General features: G+C 30.7%; 3 protein-coding genes. All 3 read right to left on the reverse strand.

From position 1 onward, the window contains the following. Positions 1-687: aminotransferase class I/II-fold pyridoxal phosphate-dependent enzyme (locus ACTG3V_RS11260; protein WP_439132264.1), on the reverse strand; the 687-nt coding region annotated here is incomplete at its 3' end. Positions 688-875: 188 nt separating this feature from the next. Next, the gene (locus ACTG3V_RS11265) at positions 876-4,373 is read right to left on the reverse strand and encodes a T9SS type B sorting domain-containing protein (protein ID WP_439132265.1); all 3,498 of its coding nucleotides are present in this window, start codon (positions 4,371-4,373) and stop codon (positions 876-878) included. A gap of 22 nt (positions 4,374-4,395) precedes the next feature. After that, positions 4,396-5,160 (reverse strand): YifB family Mg chelatase-like AAA ATPase (locus ACTG3V_RS11270; RefSeq protein WP_439132266.1); only part of this gene is annotated, 765 nt, incomplete at its 5' end.

Raw genomic sequence — 5,160 nt, forward strand, 5'->3', positions numbered from 1 at the left:
AATATAAGCTTCATCTACAAACACAGGTACTTTTTCTGAAACTCTGCTACAAAATTCTCTTAATTTTTTTGCATCTGTAATAGAACCTGTTGGGTTGTTTGGGTTACAGATATATACTAATTTTGTGTTTTCATCAATACCAGCTTCCATAGCATCTAAATCGTGCTGTGAATCGTCTAAAAGTTTATATGATTTCCAGTTTCCGCCAACAGATTTTGCTACCACAATTAAAGACATATAACTAGGGTCAGCACTCACTACATTTCCTCCATTTTGAAAGAGCACCATAGCTACTTTTTCCAACAAATCAGATGAACCTGGGCCCATTAAAATTTGATTTGGGTTGATGCCTTCATTTTCAGCAATTTTTGCTTTAAGATTGGTTAATGTTTTCCATGAATAACGATTACCAGAAAAAACCTCCTTTTGAAAAGCTTCAGCAGATTTTGGTGGTGGTCCATAAGGATTTTCGTTAGCTCGTAAAATGGTTAGTGGAACTTCTTCTTTTAAAAGTGGAGGTGTAAATTCATTAAAATAGTTATTAGAATTGTACAAAAAAGTACGATTTTCTTTTTGTGCGGTTACCACATTAGAGCTCCAAATTTCATGAGGAACAAGAGCCAAAGCGCCTAAAGTTAAGGTTCCTTTTTTTAGCCAATCGCGTCTGCTTAAGTTTGATGATTTCATTAGTTCGTGTTATTTTGAATTTACATCAACTAAGTTATAAAACAAATTGGTTTTTTTAGTATAGATTTTTTAATAAAAATCATAAAAAAATAGATATTATTAAATAATATATCAACATTTTAACAATTTGATATCAATTATGTTTTAAAAATTAAAGATTACTATAAATAATATAATTATTATAGGTTTTATTTTCTTATTAAACTAAAGTTGCCAGTTCTTTTAGTTACAGTATTATTTTGATTAATTAATATAGCTTGAAACCAATAATCGGTTGCGTTTATTGGTTTTCCATTATAAGTACCATTCCAACCTAAATCGTCTGTAGTAAATTTTGTAATTTGACGCCCATATCTGTTAAAAACAGTAATCACTCCACTTTTGTAAAAACTCGTTTCGATCCCTTTTATCTGCCAATAATCATTAACACCATCGCCATTTGGCGTAAAGAAGTTTGGGAAAGTTACCAAAGCAACTTCTATTGTTATGGAGCCGCAATTATTTAAATCTTTTGCTTCAATAAGGTAAACACCGCCGTCTAAATTTTCGAAAAGGGGATTAGTTTGATAATCAAACAAAACATTTAAATCTTTATCTAAAAGGCGAAAAATATAATCACCCAAACCCAAGTTAGCTGTATTTATTTTTATAAAATTGTTGTCAGAATCATCTTTAACTTCTATGTCATTTATTGAAATTGTTGATAATGCAGATTCTGTAACATTAATTTTTTGCTCATTAGAATTACAACCATACTTAGATGTTGCTACTACAGTGTAAATACCACCTTTAAAAATGGTAATGTTAGACTCACTACCAACAATTTCGCCGTCTTCAGTACGCCAAATATAAGTGTAATCTAAATTAGGGTTTTCAACTTCAATCTCTAGTTTAGTAGCATTTGTTATGCAAATTATGTCTTTGGTTTTTAAAGCTACTATTGGTTTTTCTCTTACAATAAAATCTATTGTGGTTTCTGCGAAACAAACTTCATAAATAGGATCTTCTAAACGTACTTTAATGGTTTGAGAGGCTGTAATAAAAGGATTTGGTAATGGACTTGGTAACGGATTGTCATTTTCATCAAAATATTTAACGATTAAACCGGTTTGATCGCCTATAATATTATTTTCTATTGAGGTTGTATCAAAGCCAACAATTCCGTCAAAATCGTCATCACATTCTTCTTGCTGATTAACTTTATTTGCAACTGGTATTTTATTTACAATAAATTCAATTTCGGTTTCATTAAAACAACTTCCATCTTTATCTAATGAATTTAAACTCATTATTTTTGCAGTAATATTTTGTGATGAAGTTAGGAACGGATTGGGCAATGGGCTACTTAATTCTATGCCATTTTCGTCAAAATAACTAACACTTACATTTTTTTGTGAACCTATTATTGTGGATTGAATTTTAGAGGTGTCAAATGAAAATAATCCGTCACCATCAATATCACATTGTGGATTTATTGTTACTGGATGCGCTTCAGGTATCTTTTCTACATTTAAAGAAATATGTGCTCCAAGACCTAAACAATCATTATCTAACTTACTATCAACTCTAATGTATATAAATTGTTGATTTGGAGCGCTGCTATTTTTGTAGTTTGAAATATCTATAATCGGGTTAGTTTCTGCTAAAGCATCAGTTTCGTTTTGATAGTAGTTTATAATTAGTTCTTGGTTAGCAGGAAAAATAGTAACGATATCTTCTGTTACGTTGCTAAAATTAAATGTCGCAATTCCGTCTGTAGTATTTGTGCCATCATCACATTCATAATATGATTTTAGGTAATTTGAAGGGATTTGAGTTGTTGAAACGTTTAGATTTATTTCACTAATTTTAAAACAACTATTTGTGTTTTCTACTCTTGCCCAAATTTTATCTGCACTAACAATTTTATTTGTATAGGTTTCTGTATTACGAATAGCATCAGATTTATTTTCTGCTAAGTTTTTAGAGGTATAAAATGTAATAGTGTAATCTTCTGAATTAGATATTATTTCTTCTTCCACTTCATTTAAATTAAAAGAACTAAAACCGTCTGTATTATCATCACACTGATTTAAGTTTACTATGGGATTTACTTCGGGTAAATCAAAGATTTCAACTTCAATTTCATTTGAGCATCCCTCTTTAATGTAATAATTAATTTTTGTTTTACCTGCATTTAAAGATGTTATAAGTCCGTTTTTATCTATTGTGGCAACAGTTGTGTCGGATGACGTCCAGGGATTATTATCTATAGGTGTCCCATACCCATTTAATTGTGAGCTTTCGCCTAAACAAATATTAAAATTGCCAGTAATACCAACGTTAGTAATTTCTAATCCTATAATATTACTCTGAATACAATTTTCTTGAGATTCAATTTGAAGTCTATAATCTGTACTCGATTCTATATTATTTGGTATTTTGCAGTTAATAGTGCCACTTGTATTTGTAGTGATTGTGCCTATTTCTGTTGGGTTAGAAAAATCGCCTTTGCTATCACTAAGAGAAACTGTAAAAAGCGTATTTGAATTAAATATGCCTTCTAATTCAAAGTCGAGATTAAAGTTTTTGTTAGAACAAAATGATAGGCCTGAATCACTAGTTATTTCTATATTTTTTAAAATATTGTTATAAACAGATAGGAAAATTTCACCATTTTTCTGATAAACCACAACAATATCATTTGTTTTTTTATTTCTAGCTATATTATGGCTTTCACCATTAGCAATTAAAATAGGAGTTTCGAAATTATTTCCTTGATCAGAACTAATACTCATCATTAAATCGCCATTATCTGCTCTATACCCATCAATTAAAGTTCCTTTATTATCCGCGTATAAAGTTCTTGCTTCATCTGTAATTACATTATCGCCTAATGTAATTTGTGTACCTATACCTGTTTTAACATCTATTTTATAACCTATTGTATTTGAAGGTGCTATTTTACCACCACCAACAAAAATAAAAGTTCCACATGGGCCATCACTTAATGCATAGCTCGAGTAGAAAACCTGCCCCTCTGGGTCTATTGTGGTTTTTGTTAAACTTTTTCCTTGATCTATGCTTTCAAATAATACTAGTCTGGGGTCATCCATTGGTAAATATACTACCCCATTTTGATCTACTAAAACATCTGAATAAACCATTGAAACTCCTGTTAATAATTCATTAAAATCTCCAATTCCATTATTTGTATTTGAAAATAGTTTTTCGCCTAATTGGTCTATGATATAAATATTATTTTTATATGAAGACATGTGTAAAGCGCCAGAAATATTATTACCAATTAGTCTAGGTTTTGTAAAGTTTAATGCCTCATCATTGCTATAACTAAAATAAACACCGCTATTTTCTATCCAAGCAATGTAAATTCTGTCATCCTCGTTTATATTAATTTCTGGATCAACTACAAGTGTGTTTTCAATTAAAATACTTGGTAAAAAACTTTTTCCTCTGTCTATACTTTTGGCCAATCTTACGCCTGTACCCGAAAAGTACACTATGTAAATATTTCCTTTAGAATCTACTGCTATATTTCGGCTAGTATTTGCGCTACCAATACTATTTGTATTACCAAAATCACTTACTTTAATATCTGAAAATAGCTTTGTTTGTGCGTTAGTTTTATTTTGAGAGAGTAGCAAAACAATTAATAATATTAAAGCAACAATTAATTTTTTTTTCATAGAGAATACAATTTTATTAATTTTAGCCCAACCAACCCTCTCTATCTAAACTTCTATATTGAATTGCTTCAGCAATATGATCTGGAGAAATATTAGTTGCATTTGCCAAATCTGAAATAGTTCTTGATACTTTTAAAATTCGATCATAAGCCCTTGCAGATAGGTTTAACTTTTCCATAGCTATTTTTAAAAGCGATAAACTTTCTGGTGATAATTTACAGAATTCACGAATTTGCTTCACATTCATCTGCGCATTATAATGTATGTTTTCTAGTGCTGCAAAACGCTGAGATTGAATTTCTCTTGCTGCAGTAACTCGCTTTCTAATGGCTACAGATGATTCTCCTTTTCGTTCTTCGGATAATTTTTCGAAAGGAACAGGAGTAACTTCGATATGAATATCAATTCTATCTAATAAAGGACCAGAAATTTTACTCAAATAACGTTGCATTTCTTGTGGTGATGAGGTCATTGGCGAGTTTGGGTCATTAAAAAAGCCTGAAGGAGATGGGTTCATGCTTGCCACTAACATAAAGGAAGCAGGATAGGTAACTGTAAATTTAGCTCTAGAAATAGTGACATCTCTATCTTCTAAAGGTTGACGCATTACTTCTAAAACTTCTCTTTTAAATTCTGGCAATTCATCTAAAAACAAAACTCCATTATGTGATAATGAAATTTCTCCAGGTCTTGGATATTGGCCTCCACCAACAAGCGCAACATTTGATATGGTATGATGTGGACTTCGAAATGGTCTTTGAACCATTAAGCCATTGTCTTTTGTTTT

The sequence above is a fragment of the Polaribacter sp. genome (assembly GCF_965660385.1).
Classification (GTDB): Bacteria; Bacteroidota; Bacteroidia; order Flavobacteriales; family Flavobacteriaceae; genus Polaribacter.

Bases quoted from the DNA above. Each gene is read 5' to 3' on its own strand.
- ACTG3V_RS11265 (WP_439132265.1), bottom strand. From the start codon at position 4,373: ATGAAAAAAAAATTAATTGTTGCTTTAATATTATTAATTGTTTTGCTA.